Source organism: Modestobacter sp. VKM Ac-2977, assembly GCF_026968045.1.
GTDB lineage: Bacteria > Actinomycetota > Actinomycetes > Mycobacteriales > Geodermatophilaceae > Modestobacter.
The window spans coordinates 119,508-141,866 of sequence record NZ_JAPVBQ010000004.1 but is presented as its reverse complement, the minus strand read 5'-3'; the positions used below and the strand labels follow the sequence as shown (position 1 = coordinate 141,866).

The 22,359-nt window shown below is 74.1% G+C and carries 14 protein-coding genes; 10 read left to right on the top strand and 4 right to left on the bottom strand.

What is annotated here, in order from left to right:
* Nucleotide 1: 1 nt before the first annotated feature.
* On the bottom strand, nucleotides 2-1,150 hold the full coding sequence (locus O2V63_RS17285) for a PQQ-dependent sugar dehydrogenase (protein ID WP_269168772.1): 1,149 nt from the start codon (nucleotides 1,148-1,150) through the stop codon (nucleotides 2-4).
* Nucleotides 1,151-1,215: 65 nt separating this feature from the next.
* Here O2V63_RS17285 and O2V63_RS17280 point away from each other — a divergent pair, with 65 nt between their 5' ends.
* The gene (locus tag O2V63_RS17280) at nucleotides 1,216-2,181 is read left to right on the top strand and encodes a 2-hydroxyacid dehydrogenase (RefSeq protein ID WP_269168771.1); all 966 of its coding nucleotides are present in this window, start codon (nucleotides 1,216-1,218) and stop codon (nucleotides 2,179-2,181) included.
* Between the two features lie 60 nt (nucleotides 2,182-2,241).
* On the opposite strand, the gene O2V63_RS17275 is transcribed toward O2V63_RS17280, so the two are convergent.
* Together O2V63_RS17275 and O2V63_RS17270 are read right to left on the bottom strand one after the other, a co-directional pair.
* Nucleotides 2,242-2,604: a PH domain-containing protein gene (locus O2V63_RS17275; RefSeq protein WP_269168770.1), complete on the bottom strand. Its 363-nt coding sequence runs from the start codon at nucleotides 2,602-2,604 to the stop codon at nucleotides 2,242-2,244.
* A gap of 44 nt (nucleotides 2,605-2,648) precedes the next feature.
* Entirely contained in the window at nucleotides 2,649-3,476 is an 828-nt protein-coding gene (locus O2V63_RS17270; RefSeq protein WP_269168769.1) for a helix-turn-helix transcriptional regulator, read from the bottom strand.
* 142 nt (nucleotides 3,477-3,618) lie between these two features.
* Here O2V63_RS17270 and O2V63_RS17265 point away from each other — a divergent pair, with 142 nt between their 5' ends.
* The 7 genes from O2V63_RS17265 (at nucleotide 3,619) to ilvC (ending at nucleotide 15,710) form a co-directional block, all read left to right on the top strand.
* Nucleotides 3,619-4,578: a bile acid:sodium symporter family protein gene (locus tag O2V63_RS17265; RefSeq protein ID WP_269168768.1), complete on the top strand. Its 960-nt coding sequence runs from the start codon at nucleotides 3,619-3,621 to the stop codon at nucleotides 4,576-4,578.
* 13 nt (nucleotides 4,579-4,591) lie between these two features.
* Nucleotides 4,592-6,358 carry a dihydroxy-acid dehydratase gene (gene ilvD, locus O2V63_RS17260; protein WP_269168767.1) on the top strand — a complete coding sequence of 589 codons (1,767 nt, stop codon included), beginning with the start codon at nucleotides 4,592-4,594 and terminating at the stop codon, nucleotides 6,356-6,358.
* Between the two features lie 87 nt (nucleotides 6,359-6,445).
* A complete protein-coding gene (locus O2V63_RS17255; RefSeq protein WP_269168766.1) occupies nucleotides 6,446-9,085 on the top strand; it encodes a putative bifunctional diguanylate cyclase/phosphodiesterase in 2,640 nt (879 codons plus the stop codon).
* Nucleotides 9,082-11,847: a bifunctional diguanylate cyclase/phosphodiesterase gene (locus O2V63_RS17250; RefSeq protein ID WP_269168765.1), complete on the top strand. Its 2,766-nt coding sequence runs from the start codon at nucleotides 9,082-9,084 to the stop codon at nucleotides 11,845-11,847. The genes O2V63_RS17255 and O2V63_RS17250 overlap by 4 nt, the downstream gene beginning before the upstream one ends.
* Nucleotides 11,848-12,096: 249 nt before the next feature.
* Entirely contained in the window at nucleotides 12,097-14,058 is a 1,962-nt protein-coding gene (locus O2V63_RS17245; RefSeq protein WP_269168764.1) for an acetolactate synthase large subunit, read from the top strand.
* Nucleotides 14,058-14,582 carry an acetolactate synthase small subunit gene (gene ilvN / locus O2V63_RS17240; protein ID WP_036340025.1) on the top strand — a complete coding sequence of 175 codons (525 nt, stop codon included), beginning with the start codon at nucleotides 14,058-14,060 and terminating at the stop codon, nucleotides 14,580-14,582. The genes O2V63_RS17245 and ilvN overlap by 1 nt, the downstream gene beginning before the upstream one ends.
* Before the next feature lie 102 nt (nucleotides 14,583-14,684).
* Nucleotides 14,685-15,710 (top strand): ketol-acid reductoisomerase, encoded by a 1,026-nt coding sequence (gene ilvC, locus O2V63_RS17235; RefSeq protein ID WP_269168763.1) that lies wholly within the window; start codon nucleotides 14,685-14,687, stop codon nucleotides 15,708-15,710.
* A gap of 116 nt (nucleotides 15,711-15,826) precedes the next feature.
* Here ilvC and O2V63_RS17230 read toward each other — a convergent pair whose 3' ends face one another.
* Nucleotides 15,827-16,801, bottom strand: a complete 975-nt coding sequence (locus tag O2V63_RS17230) for a hypothetical protein (RefSeq protein WP_269168762.1) — start codon at nucleotides 16,799-16,801, stop codon at nucleotides 15,827-15,829.
* Between the two features lie 159 nt (nucleotides 16,802-16,960).
* Here O2V63_RS17230 and serA point away from each other — a divergent pair, with 159 nt between their 5' ends.
* Entirely contained in the window at nucleotides 16,961-18,562 is a 1,602-nt protein-coding gene (gene serA, locus O2V63_RS17225; protein ID WP_269168761.1) for a phosphoglycerate dehydrogenase, read from the top strand.
* A gap of 450 nt (nucleotides 18,563-19,012) precedes the next feature.
* Nucleotides 19,013-22,333 (top strand): S8 family peptidase, encoded by a 3,321-nt coding sequence (locus tag O2V63_RS17220; RefSeq protein WP_269168760.1) that lies wholly within the window; start codon nucleotides 19,013-19,015, stop codon nucleotides 22,331-22,333.
* Nucleotides 22,334-22,359: the final 26 nt, after the last annotated feature.

Below are 22,359 nucleotides of genomic sequence, written 5' to 3'. Positions count from 1 at the left end.
GCTACAGCGGGGAGCCGGCCGAGGAGGTCGGCGGGAGCACCCGCAGCACCTTGTCGTCGTCCTCGGCCGGCGTGCCCACCCCGTCGCGGTTGGAGGTGGTGATCCACAGCGCGCCCTCGGCGTCCAGGGCCACCGCGCGCAGCCGGCCGTAGTCCTCGTCCAGGAACGCCGTCGGCTCCTCGACCGGGACCCGCGCCCCGTCGAGCTCGACGACGTGCACCTGCTGCCCGTCGAGCGCCCCGAGGAAGACGTAGGGCCCGGTGACCGCGCAGCCACCCAACCCGCCTTCCTCCCCGGGCACCTCGAGCACCGGTGCGATGCCGCCGGGCCCGTAGTCGCCGCCGGCCACGAGGGCGTTGAACTCGTCGGGCCCCTGCAGCGCGTCGTCGGTCCCGTAGAGCTGCTCGCCGCCCTGGCAGAGCGCGGTGACGTCCCGGTGCCCGAGGGTCAGGACCGGGCCGGCGCCGACCGGCTGACCGAAGACGTCGACGGCCAGCACCTTGCCGGCCAGCGATGCCGGGTCGGCCGCCAGAGCCGGGTCGCCGACGTCGCCGGTGCCCACGTACAGCACGCCGTCCGGCCCGAAGAGCAGGCCGCCGCCGTTGTGCACCTCGCCGCGGGGGATGCCGGTCAGCACCGGGTTGGGCGTGCCGCCGATCGGGAAGCGCACCACCCGGTTGTCGGTCGCGGTGGAGACGTAGGCGTAGAACAGCCCGTCCTCGGCGAACGTCGGCGAGAGGGCCAGCCCGAGCAGCCCGCCCTCCCCGCCGGTGTCGACGCCCGGCACGGTCATCAGCTCCCGCGGCTCGGCGCGGTCTGGGAAGACCTGCAGCAGCCGCCCGGTGTCCCGCTCACCGACCACCGCCGTCCCGTCGGGCAGCAGCGCCAGGGCGGTGGGCACGACGAGGTCGGTGGCGACCACGTTCGGGTCACCGGCCTGCTCGTCCTCGGCGCCCGGGGTGGACGGCCGGCCGGGCGCCGGGATCGGGGTGCTCTCCAGCGGCGGGGCGACCTGCGGGGGCTGACCCTGCGGCACGTCGCGGAAGGGGCCGGCCGGCTCGTAGCCGCCACCGCAACCGGCCAGCAGCAGCCCGCCCAGGAGCAGTGCCGTCAGCCGCCGGGCACCGGGTGCCGTCGTCCGCCGTCCCACCTCGGCAACAGTACGGCGGCTGCCCGGCGCGCCGCGCCGAGCGGGCCCGCCTAGGGTCGGGACCCGTGCCCGACGTCACCGGCTCCGACCCCGCCACCACGCTGCCCCTGGGCCCGGAGGAGACGCTGCACGTGCTCGTCCCCTCCCGTGCCCTCGCCGAGGCGGTCGAGGCCCTCTCGCCCCGCGTCCGCGCCCACCGGTTCCCCGACGAGGGGGCGCCCACCGGGGAGGCGACGCAGGCGCAGGTGCTCGTGCCGCGCGGCGGCGGGGAGATCGCCGCCGAGGTGCTGGACGCGCTGCCGCAGCTGCGGCTGGTGCAGCTGATGAGCGCCGGGGCGGAGAAGTTCGTCGGCCGGCTCCCCGAGCGGGTCACCCTGTGCAACGCCCGCGGCGCGCACACCCCCTCCACCGCGGAGTGGGCGGTCGCCGCCACGCTGGCCGCGCAGCGGGGCATCCCGCACTTCACCCGCGAGCAGGACGCCGGCCGCTGGGACTTCCGCACCGAGCACTCGCTGATCGGCGCCAAGGTGCTGATGGTGGGCGCCGGGGACATCGGCCGGACGATCGGCCGGATGATGGCCGGCTTCGACGTCGACCTCACCTACGTCGCCCGCACCGCCCGGGACGGGGTGCGGAGCATCGACGAACTGCCGCAGCTGCTGCCCGAGGCCGACGTCGTGGTGCTCATCGTGCCGGTGACCCCGCAGACCACCGGCCTCGTCGACGCCGCCTTCCTCGCCGCGATGAAGGACGACGCCCTGCTGGTCAACGCCGCCCGCGGTGTGGTGGTCGACACCGACGCCCTGCTGGCCGAGCTGACCTCGGGCCGGCTGCGCGCCGCCCTGGACGTGACCGACCCCGAGCCGCTGCCCGCCGGCCACCCGCTGTGGTCCGCGCCGAACCTGCTGCTCACCCCGCACGTGGCCGGCGCGGTGCCCGCCACCAATGACCGCGCCACCGCAGCCGTCACCGACCAGCTGGCCCGGGTGCTGGCCGGGGAGCCCCTGTCCAACGTGGTCACCGAGTACTGACGGCCCCGCTGCAGGGGCCCGCCGCGAGCTTGCGAGTGGTGGGGGCAGTGGGGTCCTTCCTCAGGGGGCGGGGATGCGGCCGCCGGAGAGGGCGGCCAGGCGGGGCAGGTCGCGGGCCCGCAGCACCGGCAGCTGCAGCTGGGTGCCGGCGGTCGTGACCAGCCACAGGTCGGCGCGTGCACCGACCCGGATGCCGGCCACCTCGGGCCAGGCGATCGTGCGGCGGGCGACCAGCGACCGCACGGTGACCCCGTCGTCCCCGAGGTCGACGCCGACCCGGAACACCCAGGCGGCCAGCGCCAGCGGCACCGCCATCAGCAGCCACGCCCAGGGCGTGCCGACGGTCACCGGGAGCACGCAGATCGTCAGGAAGAGGACGGGGACGAGCGCGATCCGGCTCATCCGCATCCGAGCGACAGCCACCCCTCGATGGTCCCAGATCCGGCGGGGTGGCCGGTGGGGGTCGGTCAGTCGCTGCTCAGCCGGGCCAGCCGGGCGGCGCTGTCGGTGCCCGCGGCGGCCGTGTAGACGACCAGGTGCAGGTCCGGGGAGTCAGCCAGGGTGAGCTGGTGGTGCTCCAGCAGCAGGCCGCCCACCTCGGGGTGCTCGAAGCGGCGCTCGCTGGAGCTGAACGAGTCGACGTCGTGGCTGGCCCAGCCGGCCCGGAAGTGCTCGCTGGCCGCCTGCAGCCGGGCGACCAGGTCGACGACGGCCGGGTCGTGCACCCGGCTGCCGACCTCGGCCCGGAACTGGGTGAGGAAGCGTCGGCTGTCGGTGGCCCAGTCGCCGAGCAGGCTGCGCACGGCGGGGTCGGTGAACACCACCCACAGCAGGTTCCGCTCGTCCTCCGGCGCCGTGGCCACCCCGGGGTAGAGCCGCTCGTAGGCGGTGTTCCAGCCGAGGATCGACCAGCTGTGCGTGAGGACGAACGCGGGGGAGGGGCCCAGGGCGTCCAGCAGCCGCACGGCGTGTGCCGGCAGCTCCGCCGGACCGGGCTCGGCCGGTGCCGTCGCGGCGTGCCCGGTCAGCCGCAGCACGTACTCGTGCTCGGCCGGCGAGAGCTGCAGTGTGCGGGCGACGGCGTCCACCACCTGCCGGGACGGCGAGATGTCCCGGCCCTGCTCCAGCCACGTGTACCAGGTGTGGCTGACCCCGGACAGCAGCGCGACCTCCTCCCGGCGCAGCCCGGGTGCGCGCCGGGCGCCGTGCCCGGGCAGCCCCACCGAGGCGGGCTCCACCTGCCGGCGCCGGGAGCGCAGGAAGGCCGCCAGCTCGGTGCGTGGGGAACCGGTCACGCGGACCTCCTCGGGACGACGTCGGGTGGTGGTGCCAGTACCAGCATCAAGGGTCTCCTTGTGCCCCCGTCCACCGGCCCGCACGCTTGGCCGGCCGCAGTGCTGCGCGCGAGAGGAGTCCGGGGTGCACCAGGTCAGGGCCGTGAGCTCGTTCGTCGGGCGCTGGTTCGCCGTCATCGTCGTGCTGGCCGGCGCGCTGGCGCTGGCGGTCCCCGGGGCGTTCGCCGGGGGGACGGCGGCGGTCCCGTGGCTGCTCGCGGTGATCATGCTCGGGATGGGCATGACCCTGCGGCCGGTCGACTTCGCGATCGTGGCGCGCCGTCCCTGGGCGCTGCTGGCCGGGGTGGCCACCCAGTTCGTCGTCATGCCCGGGCTGGCGTTCGGCATCGCCGAGGCGCTCGACCTCTCCCCGGCGCTCTCGGCCGGGATGGTGCTGGTCGGCTCCGCCCCCGGCGGCACCGCGTCGAACGTGATCGTCTACCTGGCCCGTGGCGACACCGCGCTGTCGGTGGCGATGACGTCGGTCTCCACGCTGCTGGCGCCGCTGCTCACCCCGCTGCTGGTGCTGTGGCTGGCCGGGCAGTACCTCCCGGTCGACGGCGCCGGGCTGTTCACCTCCATCCTGCAGATCGTGCTGGTGCCGGTCCTGCTCGGGCTGCTGCTGCGCCGGCTCGTCCCGCGGCTGATCGAACGGCTGCTCGACCTGCTCCCGCTGGTCTCGGTCGCCGGGATCGCGGTCGTGGTGGCGATCGTCGTCGCGGCGAGCGCGGACACCCTGCTGTCGGTGGGGCTGCTCGTGGTCGTGGCGGTCGTCGCGCACAACCTGCTCGGCCTGGCGCTGGGCTACGCGGTGGCCCGCGCCTGCGGCTTCGACGAGCAGGGCCGGCGGGCGGTCAGCATCGAGGTCGGCATGCAGAACTCCGGCCTCGCCGCCGCCCTGGCCACGGCGCACTTCTCCGCCGCCGCCGCGCTGCCGGCGGCGCTCTTCTCGGTCTGGCACAACGTCTCGGGCTCGCTGCTGGCCGGCCACTGGGCGCGCCGGAGCGCCGCGCCTGCGTCCGAGCCCACCCTCCCGGCCGGTGCCCCCGGCCCCCGTCCCTGATCAGGAGCACGCCATGACGACCACCCAGCCGACCGGTGCACCGGCCGCGACCGGCCTACCATCGCCGGTCGTGACGACCGTCGAGGACCGCCCCACCAGCTCCGCCACCGCCGACATCAAGCCCCGCAGCCGCGAGGTCACCGACGGGGATGCCAAGGCCCCGGCCCGGGCCATGCTCCGGGCGGTGGGCATGGGCGACGACGACTTCGCCAAGCCGCAGATCGGCGTCGCCTCGTCCTGGAACGAGATCACCCCCTGCAACCTGTCGCTGGACCGGTTGGCCAAGCGGGCCAAGGAGGGCGTGTTCGCCGCCGGCGGCTACCCGCTGGAGTTCGGCACCATCTCCGTCTCCGACGGCATCTCCATGGGCCACGAGGGGATGCGCGCCTCGCTGGTCTCCCGCGAGGTCATCGCCGACTCGGTCGAGACGGTCATGTTCGCCGAACGGCTGGACGGGTCGGTGCTGCTGGCCGGCTGCGACAAGTCGCTGCCCGGCATGCTGATGGCCGCCGCCCGCCTCGACCTGGCCAGCGTGTTCGTCTACTCCGGCTCCACCCTGCCGGGGAAGCTCGGCGACAAGGACCTCACCCTGATCGACGTCTTCGAGGGCGTCGGCGCCTGCGCCGCCGGGAAGATCACCCGCGACGAGCTGACCGCCATCGAGAAGGCCGCCTGCCCCGGGATGGGCTCCTGCGGTGGCATGTACACCGCCAACACGATGGCCAGCGTGTCCGAGGCGCTGGGGATGGCCCTGCCCGGCAGTGCTGCGCCGCCGGCGCCGGACGCCCGCCGGGACGCCATCGCGATCGCCTCCGGTGAGGCCGTCGTCGAGCTGCTGCGCAAGGGCATCACCGCGCGGCAGATCATGACCAAGAAGGCGTTCGAGAACGCGATCACCGTCGTCATGGCGCTGGGCGGCTCGACCAACGCCGTCCTGCACCTGATGGCGATCGCACACGAGGCCGACGTCGACCTCACCCTCGACGACTTCAACCGGATCGGTGACCGCACCCCGCACCTGGCCGACGTGAAGCCGTTCGGCCGGTTCGTGATGACCGACGTCGACCGCGTCGGCGGCGTGCCGGTCGTGCTGCGCGCACTCCTGGACGCCGGTCTGCTGCACGGCGACGTGCTCACCGTCACCGGGAAGACGATGGCCGAGAACCTCGCCGAGATCAGCCCGCCGGACCTCGACGGCACGATCGTGCACGCGATGAACGACCCGATCCACAAGACCGGCGGCCTGACGATCCTGCGCGGCTCGCTCGCGCCGGAGGGTGCGGTGGTGAAGTCCGCCGGCTTCGACGCCGACGTCTTCGAGGGCACCGCCCGCGTCTTCGACGGCGAGCAGGGTGCGATGGACGCCGTCACCGAGGGCACGCTCAAGAAGGACGACGTCGTGGTGATCCGCTACGAGGGCCCGCGCGGCGGCCCCGGCATGCGCGAGATGCTCGCCGTCACCGGTGCGATCAAGGGCGCCGGGCTGGGCAAGGACGTGCTGCTGCTCACCGACGGCCGGTTCTCCGGCGGCACCACCGGCCTGTGCGTCGGCCACATCGCGCCCGAGGCCGTCGACGGCGGCCCGATCGCCTTCGTCCGCGACGGCGACACGATCCGGCTCGACCTCGCCGCCCGCACGCTGGAGCTCCTGGTCGACGACGAGGAGCTGGCCCGCCGCCGGGAGGGCTGGGCGCCGCCGGCCCCGCGCTACACCCGGGGCGTGCTCGCCAAGTACGCCAAGCTGGTCGGCTCGGCGGCCCAGGGCGCGGTCTGCGGCTGACGCCCGCACCGGCCCGGCCCCGCCCGATGGGGTGAGGCCGGGCCGCTCGCGCTGTTGCCGGCGCGCTCCCGCGCCGACAGTCCTGGGGTGGAGCGGACGCGCCGGTGGCGGGCACATGGGTGGCTGGTCGCCGTCCCGGTGCTCACCGGGGCAGCGGGCGGTGCCGCCCCGTTGGCCGCCGACCTGCTGCTGTGCGCTGCCGCGCTGGTCACCGCCGGGCTGCTCTGGCGCGCCGGGGGCCGGCTCTCCGGTGGCCTGCGCGGCTGGCGACTGCTCTCCCTCGCCGTGCTCCTCGGGCTGGGCACCAGCCTGCTCGCCCGGCTGCTGCCCGACCCTCGGCCGGAGGGCGTGTTCGACGCCGCCGGGCAACTGGTCCAGCTGCCGGCGGCGCTGCTCGCGCTGGTCGCCGTCCTCACCCTGCTGTCCCCGGGCAGGCTGCGCCGTGGCGGTGCCCGGCTGGCCACCGAGACCGCCCTGTTCTTCTGCGCCTCCCTCGTCCTGGCCCAGGTGCTGGTGGTCGGACCGGCGATGCGGACGCAGACCCTGGAGGGCGCGGACCGCATCGTCCTGGAGGTCGCCTGCCTGGTGACCGCCTCGGTGCTGTCCGCCGTCCTCCTGCTGATCGCGGCGTCCCCCGGGCCGCGCCGGTGTGCCGGCGCCCTGCTGCTGCTCGCCGCAGCGACCTGGGCGACCACGCACGGCCTCGCGATCGCCGGCGAGGAGCTGCACCTCTCCGTCCTGGACGGCGCCGCACCCGCCGGTGAGCTCGTCGGCCTGCTGCTGGTCTGCCTGGCGGCGGTGCGTGACCCGGGCGCGCACGCCGAGGCGCCGCCGACCCGGACCAGTGCCCGGCTCAACGTGGTCGGCCAACTGCTCCCGCACCTGGTGACCGTGGCCGCCGGGGTCGCCTACCTCGGTGCGCCGCTGCTGGGTGCCGATCCCTCCCCGGCCGCCACGATCGCCCTGCTGGCCTGTCTCTCCCTGACCGCCGTCCACCGGGCCACCGCCGCCCGGGTCGAGCACCGGATCGCCGCGCGGCTGCGACGGCGCGAGGCCTACTTCCGCTCGCTGGTCCGCTCCAGCAGCGACGCGGTGCTCATCCTCGACGGCGACCTGCGGATCAGCTGGGCGGCTCCCGCCGTGGAGCCGGCCGCCGGGCCGGGCTTGCGGGGCCGGCTGCTGCCGCACGTCGTGCACCCGGAGGACGCCGCCGAGGTGACCGCATGGCTCACCGGCGAGGGGGCGGACGGGGACGTCATCGGGCTGCGTTGCTTCCGGCTGGCCGACCGCACCGGCGCCTGGCGGGTCTTCGAGGCCGGGGTCAGCGACCTGCGTGCGGACGCCGACGTCGCCGCGCTCGTGTTGGCCTGCCGCGACGTCACCGCCCGACTCGACCGGGAGCACGAGCTGCGCTCGCTGGCCTTCGTCGACCCGCTCACCGGGCTGCCGAACCGAGCGGCCCAACGGCTGGCCCTGGCCGGGCTGCTGGCCGGTGCGGACGACGCACCGACCGACGCCGCGCTGCTGCTGGTCGAGCTGCACGGCCTGCGCGAGGCTCTGGAGAACGCCGGCAGCGAGGTCGTCGAGACGACGCTGACCGAGGTCGCCCGCCGGCTGCGCGCGACCGTGCGCGGCGAGGACCAGGTGGCCCGGGTCGGTACCGAGCTGTTCAGCGTGCTGGCGCACGGGACCGGGGACGAGCACGACCGGCTCGCCGACCGCTGCCTGGCGGTGATCGAGGAGCCGATCGCGACCGACGCCGGGATCGTGGACCTGTCCGGTGCGGTCGGGCTGGTGTCGCTGGAGCCCGGGCTGACCGAGGGGGAGGCGGTCGACCGGGCCGAGCTCGCCGTCGTGGACGCCCGGTCGGCCGGCAGCGGCTCGGTGCGCCGGTACCGCGCTGAGCTGTCCGCGGCCCGCGACCGCCGGGAGCAGTTGCGTGAGGACCTGGTCGGTGCCCGGGAGCGCGGCGAGCTCGCACTGGCCTGGCAGCCGATCGTCGCTCTGGACGACCAGCGGGTCACCGGGGTCGAGGCGCTGCTGCGCTGGCAGCACCCGCTGTACGGGGAGGTGCCGCCGGAGGAGTTCCTGCCGGTCGCCGAGCGGGCCGGGCTGGTGGTGGACCTGCAGCGCTGGGTGCTGCGCGAGGCGACCGCCGCTGCGCTGACCCTGCCGCGGGGAGGTGGTGTGCTGAAGCTGGCGGTCAACGTCTCGGCCGCCCACCTCGCGGCCGGGACGCTGGTCGGTGACGTGACGACTGCCCTGCGGGACAGCGGCCTGCCGCCGGAGAGACTCGTGGTGGAGATCGCCGAGTCCACCCTCGAGGTCGAGGCGCTCGCCGACGACGTGGCGGCGCTGCGGCTGATGGGCGTGCGGCTCGCCCTCGACGACTTCGGCAGCGGACGCTCCTCGCTGCCTGCCCTCGGCCGGCTGCCGGTCGACATCATCAAGCTGGACCGGAGCCTGCTGTCCCGGGTCGACCGGGACCCCTACAGCCGGGCGGTCTGCCAGGCCGTGGTCACGCTGGCCGCGACCCTGGGCGTCGACGTCGTGGCCGAGGGCGTGGAGACCACCAGTCAGCTGACGGTCCTGCGCAGCCTCGGCTGCGGGTACGCGCAGGGTTTCCTGCTCTCCCGCCCGGTCGGGCTGGCCGGGCTGGTGCAGCTGCTGGAGTCCGACACCGGGCGGCTGTGGCCCGGCCTGACCGGTCGGGTGGGCGCCTCGTGACCGCGCTGCCGGCGCCGTCGGCCGGTGTGCCGGCGCTGCCCCTGGTGCCCGCGGTGGCGCGCTGGCCCAGGGCCACGGTGCTGTCCCTGCTCGGCGCGGTCGCCGTCTGCCTCGCCGTCGTGGAGACGGTCTGGCCCACGGCCTCGGCGCACTGGGTGCCGGCGGTTCTCAGCGCTGCGTCGCTGGCCATCGGGGTGCTCGTGGTGCGGCACGCGATGCGGCTGGACCGGGAGTCGGCGGCGCCCTGGCGGGCGTTCGCCGTCATCGCCGGCCTGCTGACGCTGGGCGAGGCGATCGCCGCCGTCCGCGGGGTCGGGGTCAACGCGGCGACCGCCGGGCCGCAGGACGTCCCGCTGGTGGCCGCGGTCCCGTTCGCACTGCTGGGCTGCGCCCGGCTGATCCGGTCGGCCGCCACCGGGATCGGTGCCCGGGTGGCGCTGGACGCCGCCGTCTCCCTCGTCGCCCTGTCCGCGCTGGCCGAGGTGGTGATCGACACGGCGCTGGACCGGACGGTCGACTCCGTCGACGACCTCATGGCGTGGGGCTATCCCGCCGCCGGGGTGGTGCTGTGCACCGTCGGGCTGGTCACCTTCGCGGGGGTGGGCCAGGCCCGCCGGGCCGCGGCCGGATGGCTGCTGGCCTGCTTCGCCTCGGTGGCCGTGGTGACCGTCAGCGGCGCCATCGCCGTCGTCCGTCCCTCCGTCGTCACCGACGTGGTCAGCGGCACGGCCTGGCTGGCCATGCTCGCCTTCGGCACCCTCGCCATCGCCGCCGACCCGGGGCGGTCCACCGACCCGGACGAGCCCCCCGAGGTCCCCCTGCTGGGCGTGGTGGTCGGCTACTGCGCCGCCTTCGGCGTGGTCCTCCTGCTGCTGGCCGGCCGGATCGCCGGGAGGTCGATCCTGCCGGTGGAGGCGGCGGCCGCAGCCCTGCTCCTGGTGCTGACCTTCGCCCGCACGCTGGTGTGGGCGGCGGACGGTGCCCGGCTGACCCGGCAGGTGCTGCGCACCGAGGCGTACTTCCGGACGCTGGTGCACAGCGCCGCCGACGTCACCATCGTCCTGGACCACCGCGGTCGGATCACCTGGGACTCCACCGCGGGCCAGCACCCGCACGGATGGTCGGCGCGCGACCTCGAGGGCCGGCAGCTGGTGGAGTTCGTGCACGGCGAGGACCGGGCGGAGCTGGCGGCGGCGCTGGCCGCGGGCGCCGATCCTGGGCGGGCCCGCGGGCGGGTCTTCCGGCTGCGCGGCAAGGACGGGAGCTGGCGGTCCTACGAGATGGTGCGGGTGGTCGCCTCCGGTGACCTGCAGCGCCCCGACGTCACCGCCCCCGAGCTGGGCAGCGGCGGGCTGGTGCTGCACCTGCGCAACGTCGACGAGCGCCGGCACAGCGAGCTCGAGCTGGAGCGGATGGCCTACACCGACTACCTCACCGGGCTGCCCAACCGGGCCCGGCTGATGGCCGCGCTGTCCGGCGCCCGCAGCCGGGCCGCGGAGGGGGAGGCCTCGTGCCTGCTGCTGTTGGACCTCGACGGCTTCAAGGCGGTCAACGACATCGCCGGGCACGAGGCCGGTGACCTGCTGCTGACCGAGGTCGCCGACCGGCTGCGCGCCTCGGTGCGGGACCGTGACCTGGTCGGCCGGCTCGGCGGTGACGAGTTCGCCGTCCTCGTGCGGGCCGACCTGGACGAGGCGACGGCGCTGGGGGAGCGGATCATCGCCGAGCTGGCCGGCGTCCACCGCTCGGTGCCCACCCCGGGAGCGGACCCGGACCTGGTCTTCGACGTCTCCTGCAGCATCGGGGTCACCGAGCTGGCCCCTGCCGACGAGGTCGCGGTGACGATCCGGCACGCGGACCTGGCCCTGCGTGCGGCCAAGGCCGCCGGCAAGGGGCGCGTCCGCCGCCACGGCGAGACCGCCGACAGCGCCACCGTCCGGCGCACCCGGCTGGCCCGCGACCTGCCCGACGCGCTGTCCCGGGGGCAGCTCCGGCTGGTCTACCAGCCGGTCGTCGGCGTCCTGGAGCGCCGGGTGCTGGGCGTCGAGGCGCTGGTCCGGTGGGACCACCCGGTGCTCGGTGAGGTGTCGCCGGAGGAGTTCGTCCCGCTGGCCGAGGACGACGGGCTGATCGTGCCGCTGCAGCGGTGGGTGCTGGAACAGGCGACCGCCGAGCTCGCCGGCCTGGTCCGCGCGGGCCGCGACCTGCGGCTGGGGGTGAACATCAGCGTGCGGCACCTGCAGTCGGGCAGCCTGGTGCCCGACGTCGCCGCCGCCCTCGCACGGGCCGGGCTGCCGCCGCAGCGGCTCATGCTGGAGGTGACCGAGTCGCTGTTCATCGGTCAGCCGGACCGGGCCGACGGCGACCTGCAGACGCTGCACGACATGGGGTGCGTCATCTCCCTCGACGACTTCGGGCGCGGGTACTCGACCTTCGCGTACCTGGCCCGGCTGCCGGTCGACGTGCTCAAGATGGACCGCGAGTTCCTCGCCGGCATCGCCGAGGACGCACGCAGCGCCGCGCTCGTGCACAGCGTCATCGAGCTCGGGCAGCGGCTGTCCATCGACGTCGTCGCCGAGGGCGTGGAGACCTCCGACCAGCTGGCGGCGCTGCGCGACCTCGGCTGCCGGTACCTGCAGGGGTTCCTGCTGGGCCGCCCGACCGCCTCCGCGGAGCTGCCGGCCGTCATCGACGCCTTCGACCCGCGGTCGCTCGACGTCGTGGCCGGGCAGACGGCAGTCACCGTCTCAGGAACCGTCTGACCCGGTCCCATCCTGTGGGACGATGCGGTTGACGGGGTCGTGCTGCGGGGCGCACAGTGTCCTCGTGCCACGCACTCGTCTGCTCGTAGCGATCCACTAGCGCGCCGGTCCCTCCCGACCGACGCGCCACCCCTCCGTGCCAGCGGCACGAGGGGTTTTTTGTTGGCCGGGCACCGCCTCGCCGGCCCCTCCGCCCACCGACAGGCGTCCGCCGCAGCACCCCACCCCGCGCCCAGGGAGATCGTCCAGATGAGCACCACCAGCAGCACCGGCCGCACCGCCGCGGCCCGTCCCTCCTCCGCAGCCGGCCCCGCGGCCGGTCCCGCCCCCGGCGCGGGTCCCGCGCCGGCCACGGCGGTGGCCCCCAGCGAGGCGGCCGCGCAGGCCACCCTCGGGGTCGAGACGACCGCCCGGTCGATGGCCGAGGCGGCCGCCGAGCCGGTCACCGGGATCACCGGCGCGCAGAGCCTGGTCCGGTCCCTGGAGGCGGTCGGTGTCGAGGTCGTCTTCGGCATCCCCGGCGGGGCGATCCTGCCGGCCTACGACCCGCTCTTCGACTCCGCGCTGCGGCACGTGCTGGTCCGGCACGAACAGGGCGCCGGGCACGCCGCCACCGGGTACGCCCAGGCCACCGGCCGGGTGGGCGTCTGCATGGCCACCTCCGGGCCGGGTGCGACGAACCTGGTCACCCCGCTCGCCGACGCCTACATGGACTCGGTGCCCGTCGTCGCCATCACCGGCCAGGTGCCCAGCGCCGCGATCGGGACGGACGCCTTCCAGGAGGCCGACATCCGCGGCATCACCATGCCGATCACCAAGCACAACTTCCTGGTCACCGACCCCGACGAGATCCCGCAGCGGATCGCCGAGGCGTTCCACCTGGCCGGCACCGGCCGCCCCGGGCCGGTGCTGGTCGACATCTCCAAGGACGCGCTGCAGGCGACCACCGACTTCAGCTGGCCGCCGCGGCTGGACCTGCCCGGCTACAAGCCGACCACCCGTCCGCACGGCAAGCAGGTGCGCGAGGCCGCGGCGCTCATCGCCGCCGCCCGCCAGCCGGTCCTCTACGTCGGCGGCGGCGTCCTCAAGGCCGGTGCCGCCGAGGAGCTGGCCGAGCTGGCCGAGCTGACCGGCGCCCCGGTGGTCACCACGCTGATGGCCCGCGGGGCCTTCCCGGACAGCCACCGGCAGAACCTGGGCATGCCGGGCATGCACGGCAACGTCACCGCGGTCACCGCGCTGCAGAAGGCCGACCTGCTGGTCGCCCTGGGCGCCCGCTTCGACGACCGGGTGACCGGCGAGCTGTCCAGCTTCGCCCCGCACGCCGCCGTCGTCCACGCCGACATCGACCCGGCCGAGATCGGCAAGAACCGCAAGGCCGACGTGCCGATCGTCGGCGACGCCAAGGCCACGATCGTCGAGCTGGTGTCCGCGCTGCGCGCCGAGCACGAGGCCGGGCGCACCCCGGACCTGGACGCCTGGTGGACGCAGTTGGAGGACTGGCGCACCCGGTACCCACTGGGCTACGACTGGCCCGAGGACGGGATGCTCTCGCCGCAGTACGTGATCGAGCGGCTGGGTGCCATCGCCGGCCCGGACGCCATCTACGCATCCGGGGTCGGGCAGCACCAGATGTGGGCGGCCCAGTTCATCTCCTACGAGAAGCCCGGCACCTGGTTGAACAGCGGCGGACTCGGCACGATGGGCTACGCCGTCCCGGCCGCGATGGGCGCCAAGTACGGCATGCCCGGTACGACCGTGTGGGCCATCGACGGCGACGGCTGCTTCCAGATGACCAACCAGGAGCTGGCCACCTGCGCCATCGAGGGCATCCCGATCAAGGTCGCCGTCATCAACAACGGCAACCTCGGCATGGTCCGGCAGTGGCAGACCCTGTTCTACGAGGGCCGCTACTCCAACACCCACCTGAACACCCACGGTGGCAAGGACGGGACGGCCCGGCAGGTCCGCATCCCCGACTTCGTCACCCTCGCCGAGGCGCTGGGCTGCGTCGGGCTGCGCTGCGAGTCCAAGGACGACGTCGACGCGGTGATCGAGAAGGCCATGGCGATCAACGACGCGCCCGTCGTCATCGACTTCATCGTCGGCTCCGACGCCCAGGTGTGGCCGATGGTCGCCGCCGGCAAGAGCAACGACGAGATCCTGGCCGCGCGCGACGTGCGCCCGGTCTTCGGGGAAGGGCAAGTCTGATGACCCGTCACACGCTCTCGGTCCTGGTCGAGAACAAGTCCGGCGTCCTGGCCCGGGTCTCGGCGCTGTTCAGCCGGCGCGGGTTCAACATCGAGTCCCTCGCCGTGGGGCCGACGGAGAACCCGGACCTGTCCCGGATGACGATCGTGGCCGACGCCGAGGCGCAGCCGCTGGAGCAGATCACCAAGCAGCTGAACAAGCTGATCGAGGTCATCAAGATCGTCGAGCTGGACACCGCCGCGGTGCAGCGCGAGCTGCTGCTGGTCAAGGTGCGCGCGCCGCTGGCCGACCGCGCCCAGGTGCTGCAGACCGCCGAGCTCTTCCGCGCCCGGGTGATCGACGTCAACACCGACACCGTCACCCTCGAGGCCACCGGCACGCCGGACAAGCTGCAGGCGCTGCTGGCCGTCCTCGCGCCGCTCGGCATCAAGGAGATGGCCCAGTCCGGCACCGTCGCACTGGGCCGTGGACCGCGGTCGATGAGCGGCGCCGGTACCTTGCGCCCGGTCGAGCGCTCCGCCTGAAAGGACCCCCTCCTCCTCATCCCTCGCACGCTCGGGACGAGCCTCTGGAGGGGGCCGCTGAACTCATCCACGAACGAACCGAACCGAAGGAGCACGAACCGCATGGCCGCCGAGATCTTCTACGACGACGACGCCGACCTCTCGATCATCCAGGGGCGCACCGTCGCCGTCCTGGGCTACGGCAGCCAGGGCCACGCCCACGCGCTGTCGCTGCGTGACTCCGGCGTCGACGTCCGGGTCGGCCTGCCCGAGGGCTCCAGGAGCCGGGCCAAGGCCGAGGCCGAGGGCCTGCGCGTGGTCACCCCCGCCGAGGCGTCCGCCGAGGCCGACCTGATCATGATCCTCGCCCCGGACCACGTGCAGCGGACGCTGTACACCGAGTCGGTCGAGCCCAACCTGCAGGACGGCGACGCGCTGTTCTTCGGCCACGGCTTCAACATCCGCTTCGGCTACATCAAGCCCCCGGCCGGGGTCGACGTCGCGATGGTCGCCCCCAAGGGCCCGGGGCACCTGGTGCGCCGCGAGTTCAGCGACGGCAAGGGCGTGCCGTGCCTCATCGCCGTCGAGCAGGACGCCAGCGGCAGCGCGCAGGCCCTCGCGCTCTCCTACGCGAAGGGCATCGGCGGCAGCCGGGCCGGCGTCATCAAGACGACGTTCGCCGAGGAGACCGAGACCGACCTGTTCGGTGAGCAGGCCGTGCTCTGCGGCGGCATGTCCGCTCTCGTGGCCGCCGGGTTCGAGACCCTCACCGAGGCCGGCTACCAGCCCGAGATCGCCTACTTCGAGTGCCTGCACGAGCTCAAGCTGATCGTCGACCTGATGTACGAGGGCGGCATCGCCAAGCAGCGCTGGTCGGTCAGCGACACGGCCGAGTACGGCGACTACACCTCCGGCCCGAAGGTCGTCGACGCCCGCGTCAAGGAGTCGATGAAGGAGGTCCTCGCCGCGATCAAGGACGGCTCCTGGGCAGCCGCCTTCATCGCCGACCAGGACGCCGGTGCGCCGGACTTCACGGCCAAGCGCGCCGCGGCCGAGGCGCACCCGATCGAGGAGACCGGCCGCAAGCTCCGTGGCTTGATGAGCTGGGTCAGCGCCAGCGACGACTACACCGGTACCGCCGCCCGCTGAAGGAGGACCCCGCTCTCCTCACCCCTCGCACGCTCGGGGTGAGCCTCTGAGCGGGGCCGCACGACACGGCCCCCGCAGCGTCTGCTGCGGGGGCCGTGTCGTGTCCGGGGGAGGGCTCAGCGGATCGCTGCTCGCTGGGCCCGGCGGGCGGCGAAGTAGCGGCCGGCCGGCTTGAGGCACACCAGCACGACGGTCGCGACCGCGGCGGCCACCAGCAGCAGGGAGAAGAGGATGGCCCCGCCGTCCCCGTCGCCGAGGGCGCCGATGAGGGTCAGGCCGGTGAACGCGATGGCGATCGACCCGCCGACGATGAGCAGCACCCGGTTGCGGCCGGTCAGCGCCCAGACCGAGCCCCAGATCATCAGCACCGTCCAGAGCACGGTGATCAACCCGAAGGCCAGCGAGATCCCGCCGACCGCACCGAGCCCGCCGCCGGCGACGTCGAAGAGCTCCTCGTCGAAGCCCTCGGCGCCGGCGAGGGCCGCAGCGCCGAAGACGATCAGGAAGAAGCCGACCAGGACGCCGAACGCCGCCAGCACGAAGCCCAGGACGGCGGCGGTGATCACCGCGCCGGGGCGCGCGGTCGACGGGGGCTCCCCATACCCGTACTGCCCGTAGGACTGGCCCTGCTGGCCGTACTGCTGCTGGCCGTAGGGGTCGGGCTGGCCGTACTGGCCCTGTCCGTACTGCGGCTGCCCGTACTGACCCTGCCCGTACTGAGCCTGCCCGTACTGGCCGTACTGCTGCTGGCCGTACTGCGGTTGCCCGTACTGGCCCTGGCCGTACTGGGGCTGGCCGTACTGGGGCTGCCCGTACTGGGCCTGGCCGTACCCGGTCTGGCCGTACTGCGGGTCCGGCTGCTCGTACGGGTTCTGGCCGGCCGGGGGCCCGTACGAGGGCTGCCCGTACTGCTCCTGGCCGTGCTGCTGCTCGCCGTACTGCTCGCCGTACTGCTCGCCGGGCTGGGAGCCCTGCCCGAACGCGGTGGAGCCGGTGTTGCTCGGGGCCTGCGGCGGCACCCCCTCCTCCGGCTGCTGGCCGAACGGGGTCGTCTCGTGACGGCCCTGGGCGTCGTCCCGGTCGCTGCTCATGGTCTCCTCCGACGAGGCCGGTGGTACCGGCGCTTCGCCGTCAGCTTGGCGGTGCCCGCAGGGCCGGGCAAGCACGGGGGTCCGTCCGTGTGTCCACCCAGTGGGACCAGCGGACACCGGCGCGCCGCGGGGTGGGCGGCGTCCCTACGCTGTGGAGCCGTGACCACGACCACGCCCGTCGTCCTGATCGCCGAAGAGCTCGCGCCCAGCGTGTTGGAGGTGCTGGGAGGCGACGTCGAGATCCGCCACGTCGACGGCGCCGACCGGGGCGCCCTGCTGCCCGCACTGGCCGACGCTTCGGCCGTGCTCATCCGCTCCGCCACCCAGATCGACGCCGAAGCGCTCGCGGCGGCGCCGCAGCTCAAGGTCGTCGCGCGGGCCGGCATCGGCCTGGACAACGTCGACGTCCCCGCGGCCACCGAGCGCGGTGTCCTGGTCGTCAACGCCCCGACCTCCAACATCGTCAGCGCCGCCGAGCACGCCGTCGCGCTGCTCCTCGCCGCCGCCCGGCACATCCCGGCTGCCGACGCCTCGCTGCGGGAGGGGAAGTGGGCGCGGTCGAAGTTCACCGGCGTCGAGGTCACCGAGAAGACCGTGGGCGTCGTCGGGCTGGGCCGGATCGGGGTGCTGGTCGCCCAGCGCCTGGCCGCCTTCGGCGTCACCCTGATCGCCTACGACCCCTACATCCAGCCCGGCCGGGCCGCCCAGCTCGGTGTCCGCCTGGTGTCCCTGGACGAGCTGCTGCGCGAGTCGGACTTCATCACCGTCCACCTGCCCAAGACGCCGGAGACCCTCGGGCTGATCGGCGCCGAGCAGCTCGCCGCCACCAAGCGCGGTGTGATCATCGTCAACGCCGCCCGGGGTGGGCTGGTCGACGAGGCCGCCCTGGCCGAGGCGCTGCAGTCGGGGCAGGTGGGGGCCGCCGGCATCGACGTGTACTCCAAGGAGCCTTGCACCGACAGCCCGCTGTTCGGCCTGCCGAACGTGGTGGTCACCCCGCACCTGGGCGCCTCCACGACCGAGGCGCAGGACAAGGCCGGCACCGCCGTGGCACGCAGCGTCCGGCTGGCGCTGCAGGGCGACTTCGTGCCCGACGCGGTGAACGTCCAGGCCGGCGGCATCGTCGCCGAGGACGTCCGCCCCGGGCTGCCGCTGGCCGAGAAGCTGGGCCGGGTGTTCACCGCGGTCGCCGGTGGGCTGGCCCAGTCGGTGCACGTGGAGGTGCAGGGCAAGATCGCCGAGTTCGACGTCTCCGTCGTGCAGCTGGCGGTGCTGCGCGGCGTCTTCTCCGACGTCGTCGAGGAGCCGGTCACCTACGTCAACGCGCCGCTGCTGGCCGACCAGCGGGGCCTGGACGTCACGCTGTCCAGCAGCACCGAGAGCCCGCACTACCGCAACCTGATCACCGTGCGGGGGGCGATGGCCGACGGCACGGAGGTGACCGTCTCGGGCACGCTCTACGGCAAGAACCAGGTGCCCAAGCTGACCGAGGTCGGTGGCTTCGAGATCGACCTGGCCGCTGACGGCTACCTGATGTTCTTCGTCTACGCCGACCGGCCCGGCGTCGTCGGTACGGTCGGGGCCGCGCTCGGCGAGGCGGGGGTCAACATCGCCGGCGCACAGGTCAGCCGCACCACCCAGGGCGGTGAGGCGCTGATGGCCGTGACCGTCGACAGCCCGGTCAGCGGGGAGCTGCTGGCCGACATCGGCCAGCGGATCGGCGCCCGGCAGGCCCGGACCGCCGACCTCAACCCGAGCTGACCCACTCGTACCGCGCGCGACCACCGGCCGCGTCGTCCCCACGGGGACGACGCGGCCTCGTCGTGTCCGGGGTCGATCCGGCGGACAGCCGACTGGGCCGAATGGTGGTTGAGCGCTGACTCAACGTGTCGTCTGCCCGATCTCGTTCCGCCGAACGGTCTGCGGCACGCCGGGAACCGGATGTCGATGGCTCCGGTGCCGGGTCGATGCCGGGGAACACCGCGCAGATGCGCTGCGCGACGCGCTGCTCTGCGCCGAACGGCCTATTGGCCGCTGGTGACCACGGCGAGCACCGTGTGACTGGTCCGTCTCAGCTGGTCACCGCTCCAGGTGGTCGGTCGGGCGGTCCTCCCGCACGAATCACTGACAGGGGTGCCCGTGGGTCCGAGCAGCACGCACACGAACCGGGCGGGACGCCGACGCGTCGCCGTCCGGACGGGGGTCGTCGCCATGACGGCCGCCCTGGTCACGACGGGGGGCGTCGGCGGTGCGCTGGCCGCGCCCGCCGCACCGGTGGCCGACCGGGGGCAGGCCGACCTGAGCGCCGGTCAGCTGGACCAGCTCAGGTCCCAGCTGGCCGCCCAGGCGCGGCCGGCGGGCCTGCCGCAGAGCGGTCCGACGTCCTTCTTCCTGGAGATCGACGAGACCGGCACCTCGCAGGTCTACTCCGACGCACTCGACGAGGGGGAGGGGCAGGCGCAGGCCGCGGACGCGGCCCGGGCCGCCAAGCCGGAGGTCGAGGCCGCCGCCGACCAGGTCGTCGCCGACCTGCCGGACTCGGTGGCCGACGCCGAGGTGCTCTACACCGCCTCCACGGTCGTGCCCGGCGTTGCGGTGTCCGCGGACGCCAGCGACTACGAGGCGCTGACCGCGCTGCCCGGGGTCACCGCGGTGCACGCGATCACGCCGAAGGAGATCAGCAACACCGGCGCCGCCGAGGTCGTCCGGGCCGTCGAGGCCTGGCAGGCGCTGGGCAACACCGGCGAGGGCGTCTCCATCGGCATCATCGACACGGGCATCGACTACACCCACGCCGACTTCGGCGGCAGCGGCGACGTCGCGCAGTACGCGGCGCTCCAGGCCGCCGAGGCAGCCCCCGCCCCCGCCGGGGTCTACCCGAACGCCAAGGTGGTCGGCGGGCGCGACTTCGTCGGCGACAGCTACAACGCCGATCCGAGTTCCCCGGACCACCAGCCGGTGGCCATGCCCGACGACAACCCGCTGGACTGCAACGGGCACGGCACCCACGTGGCCGGCACCGCAGCGGGCTACGGCGTGACCGCGGACGGGCAGACCTACACCGGTGCCTACGACGAGTCCTTCGACCCGGGCCCGCTGCGGATCGGTCCCGGGATGGCGCCGGACGCCTCGCTGTACGCGCTCAAGGTGTTCGGCTGCGACGGCTCGACCGACGTCACCATCCAGGCCCTGGAGTGGGCGATGGACCCCAACGGCGACGGGTCGATCGACGACCACCTCGACGTCGTCAACCTCTCCCTCGGCTCGGACTACGGCCTGGCCGACGACGCGGACGCGATGGTCGCGAACGAGGCGATGGAGCACGGCATGCTCGTCGTCATGTCCGCCGGCAACGCCGGTGACAGCTACGACATCGGCGGCTCGCCGGGCAACGCCCCGCGCGGGATCGGCGTCGCCGCGTCCAACGACGGCTACGGCATCTTCGACGGCTGGCAGGTCGTCTCCGGCGGGGGGCCCAGCGGCATCCGGCCGGGCCTGCGCTCGATCGCCTACAGCGACCGCGACGAGGCAGGGGAGCTCAAGCCGGACGTGACCGGCCCGGTCGTCCTGCCCGAGGCCGGGGACGACCCGACCGGCTGCGCTCCGTGGAGCGGGGACTACACCGGCGAGATCGTCCTCATCGAGGCCGACGGGTTCGCCTGCGGTTCGGTGGCCAAGGGCTCCAACGCCCGGGACCACGGCGCCGTCGGGTTCATGATCATCGGTGACGACGACCTGCTCGAGACCGGGATCACCGGGGTCCCGGAGATCCCGGGCATCCTCATCACCGCGACCGACGGTGCGGCGCTCACCGCCGCCGTCCAGGCCGGCCCGGTGACGGTCACCTTCGGCCCGAGCCTCAAGGACGCCGCCACCGTCGACGACCCGGCGCAGGTCGACCTGCTCGCGTCGTTCTCCTCGCGCGGCACCCGCCAGGCCGGTGGCCTCAAGCCGGACGTCTCCGCGCCCGGCGTGACGGTGTACTCCGCAGCGGTCGGCACCGGCGACGAGGGCGTCAGCCAGTCCGGCACGTCGATGGCCGCCCCGGTCACCTCCGGGGTCACCGCGCTGATCCGCGCCGCGCACCCGGACTGGACGACGGAGGAGGTCAAGGCCGACCTGATGAACACCGCCGTCCACGACATCCGCACCGCCGACGGGGTCGTCTACGGCCCGAACCGGCAGGGCGCCGGCCGCATCGACGCCCGGGCGGCCCTGGACAACCAGGTGCTGGCCTACGCCGACGCCGGCTCCGGCGTCGTGTCCGCCTCGTTCGGGGTGATCGAGGCGGTCGACCCGAAGCTGGTGCAGAACAAGCAGATCACCGTCTCCAACAAGAGTGACCGGACCGTCGGCTACAAGCTCCGGTACGAGGCGCTGGTCGACCAGCCCGGTGCCAGCTACCGGGTGGAGCCCTCGGTGGTGCACGTCGCGCCGAACACGAAGACGGTGGTCAACGTCGTCCTGACCGTCAAGCGGGACCAGCTGCGCAAGGTGGCCGACCCGACGATGGTCACCGACGACGGCCGGCAGTTCCTGGGCGAGGCCAGTGGCCGGGTGGTGCTCACCCCGCAGAAGGGCGACGCACCGACGCTCCGGGTGCCGGTGCACGCGAACCCGGAGCCGGCGTCGAACCTGATCGCGCAGGACCGCCGGGGCGGCACCTCGATCACCCTGGTCGGTCGGGGCGTGAGCAACGGCCCGGCGTTCGAGCCGACGTCCTACACCTCGCTGGCCACCGCCTTCGAGGGCCTGGGCCGCAGCCCGGAGATGCCCCGGTGCGTCGACGCCGCCCTCCCGGACTGCTACAAGTCCGAGCTGGAACGGTCGGTCGACCTGGCGATGGTGGGGGTGGCCTCCGACGTGGCAGCCAGCCCGGCGGACCCGTGGCTGTACTTCGGGGTCACCGCGCACGGCCGGTCCACCTCGCCGGAGACGGCCGTGAACTACGGCGTCTACGTCGACGCGACCGGTGACGGCGCGTGGGACTACCAGGTGACCACCACCCGGATCCCCGACTACGACGTGCCGCTGGTGGTCGTCACCGACCGTCAGTACCAGCTGCTGCCGGCCGCGGACCCGTACATCGGTTTCCTCAACGTGGCCGACGGCACGGTCGACACCAACGTGTACGACTCCGACGTCCAGGTCATGGGCGTGCCGACGTCGGTCATGCCGCTGGTGCAGGGCCGGATCTCCTTCGGGGTCCAGTCCGCCAGCGCGTACGGCACGGTCGACGGCGTGGGCACCGTGCTGAGCCTGACGGGTGAGGCCGAGCTGGCCTCGGAGCGGATGAGCTTCGACCCGCTGGACCCGGGGCTGTCGTTCACCGTGGACGGCGCACCGGCGGTGCTCGTCCCGGCCATGAACGGCACGACGATCGCGGTCACCCAGAGCGCGTCGTACGCGGCCGACACGTCGGTCGGCGGCTTCAAGGGGGCGATGGTGGTGGTGTCGCACAACGACACCGGCACCGGCCGGGCCCTGACGGTCCCGATCGCAGTGCGGCCGGGGGCGCCCACGGCGCCCTGACCACACCGCACGACCCGGACGCCCTC